The following is a 2,417-nucleotide window of genomic DNA, read 5'->3' on the forward strand; positions in this document are numbered from 1 at the left end:
GGGTACCTCACCCCACTCGAAACCCGAGCCAGGCTGCAGCACGACTTCACCCCCGCAGCGTAAGCATCCGCTGTCCAAGATCAGGGGGGAACTTCCAAGGCCGGGTAGTTAAGGTTTCTGGCCGGGGTGCAAGGCGGGGCGGGGTCCGTCGCGGTGTGCGGAACTTGATCAACGCGGCTCCGTTGAAGCAGGTGTCGACCAAGACGTCCTGCCCATGGAGCCGCGTTGCCTGTCCATTCTGCCTCCCCGCCCGCCCTGGCGACCCTCTCGCGGGAAATCACCCTGGCCGCAGGGCGTTTCGCCGCCGGGCACCTGGGCGGACTGACGCCCTTCCTGCCTTTCGACCTGGTGGACGCCGTCCTGGAGGAGACCCGTGCGGTCCAGCAGCGGCTGCGGGATCTGCCTTCGCGGGTCGGGGTGTACTTCCTCTTGGCGATGTGCCTGTTTCCGGAGGTCGGATACCGGCTGGTGTGGGACAAAATGACGGCTGGACTCGACGGCCTCCTCCCGGCGCCGAGCACGAAGGGCCTGCGCGACCTTCGACGCCGGGTGGGCTGCGCCCCGATGAAGACCCTGTTTGAGGTGGTGGCCGGAGCACTGGCGCAACCGCACACCCCCGGGGCCCGTTTCGGCCCCTACCGCACCGTCTCCTTCGACGGCTGCAGCTCCATCAAGACCGCCGACAGCGAACGCAACCGGGGCTGGCTGGGCCGATGCCCGCACGGCGGCTATCCCCAACTCGAGTTGATGACGCTGGTCGAGACCGGAACCCGGGCGGTGATCGCCGCTATCTTCGGGCCCACCCGGGAGGGCGAGACCTCCTATGCCACCCGGCTGCTTTCGCACCTTCGCCCCGACATGCTGGTGCTGTGGGACCGGGGTTTCGACGGCAACGACTTCCTCGCCGCAGTGCACACCACCGGCGCCCGCATCGTGGGCCGCATCAGCCAGCGCCGCCGCCCACCGGTGCTGAAGAGCCTCGCAGATGCTTCCTACCTGTCGGCCATCGGCGGCGTCCCGGTACGCATCATCGAGGCCCAGGTCAGCGTCACCTGTGCGGACGGCAGCAGCTTCGCAGGCACCTACCGCCTGGTGACCACGCTGCTGGACGCCCACCGCTTCCCCGCCGACCGTCTCGTGCGCCTCTATCACCAGCGCTGGGAACACGAGAGCGCCTATTACGCGCTGCGTCACACCATCCTCGACGGGCGCGTGCTGCGCTCGTGCGACCCGGTCGGCGTCGAGCAGGAGATGTGGGCCCTGCTGGTCCTCTACCAGCTGCTGCGCCGGGCCATGGTCGAGGCGGCGGAGTCCCGGCCGGGCACCGATCCCGACCGCTGCGGCTTCACCATCGCCCTCCACACAGCCCGCGACCTGCTGGTACGCGCGGAAGGAATCCTCGAGCAGGGCCTCGGGACAATTGGAAGCAGGGTCTTGGCGGCGCTGCTGCCGGCACGCCGGCCCCGCGTCAGCACCCGAAAGGTGAAATCGCCCATCTCTCGATATGCGGAACGGAAGTTGGACGGCCGCCCGGACGCGAGCCAGACGGTGACTGCCGTGACGATCACGCTCCTACAGCCCCCGCCCCCTCGCCCCGAACTGCCGGCGGCCACGGTCCCCCAGTACGTCGGTGCCGGCAAGACCAGCAACCGCATGGCGCGCGTCCTCGCTGTGCTGCAGGAAGAGCCCGAGCGGCAGTGGCGGGCCCGAGAGATCGCCGAGCTCCTCGGCGACGTCACCCTCGTCGCCACTTACCGGCAACTCGCCCGCTGGACCGAGAAAGGGCTGATCAAGAGGATCCGTACAGGCCGCTACGCGGCAGCCACACCGCCAACGGCCGGTGCCTTGCGCCGCGGTCACCAGCGCTAACTACCCGGCCTTGGGGGAACTTCACTCGCCGGTTCAAGCGGGCCTGCCGCCGCCTGGGCGTAACCCAGTCCATGGGCCGGGTCGGCTCGTGTTTCGACAATGCCGTCAGCGAGTCGTTCAACAGCGTGCTCAAGGTCGAGTACGTCGACCGGCACACCTTCGCCACCCGCACCGAGGCCCGACTGAAGATCGCCACGTGGATCACCGGGTTCTACAACACCCATCGGCTACACAGCGTGTGCGGCTACCGCAGTCCGATCGACTACGAACACGACCACCGGGCCAACCCCGTCCTGGAGCTGGCCGCTTTAAGCATCAAGCCAGCCGCTGTGTCCACGATCTTCCCTCGGGTTCGTTCACCCTTCACCGTCAGCGAGCGGGCAGGAACAGGCGGCGTCGGGAGACGTCGCGAAGGTCTGCACGTAATCGATGGCTGCCTGCAACGCGTCCTTCAGCGGGGTGATGTCCCGAGCGACCTGGGCGAGGAGCATGCCGCCCTGGAATGCGGAGAGAAGCAGATTGGCCAGCTGCGTCGGATCCGCGTCAGT

2 protein-coding genes are annotated in these 2,417 nt (G+C 68.1%); both read left to right on the forward strand.

Translation table 11 applies throughout. The features are described from left to right. The first annotated feature begins 225 nt into the window (after positions 1 to 225). Entirely contained in the window at positions 226 to 1,869 is a 1,644-nt protein-coding gene (locus ABZ904_RS51045) for an IS4 family transposase (RefSeq protein WP_361831160.1), read from the forward strand. A 53-nt stretch (positions 1,870 to 1,922) separates the two neighbouring features. Then, the coding region (locus ABZ904_RS51050; RefSeq protein ID WP_361831163.1) for an integrase core domain-containing protein at positions 1,923 to 2,417 on the forward strand (495 nt) is incomplete at its 3' end.

The sequence above is a fragment of the Streptomyces sp. NPDC046900 genome (genome assembly GCF_040644975.1).
Classification (GTDB): domain Bacteria; phylum Actinomycetota; class Actinomycetes; order Streptomycetales; family Streptomycetaceae; genus Streptomyces.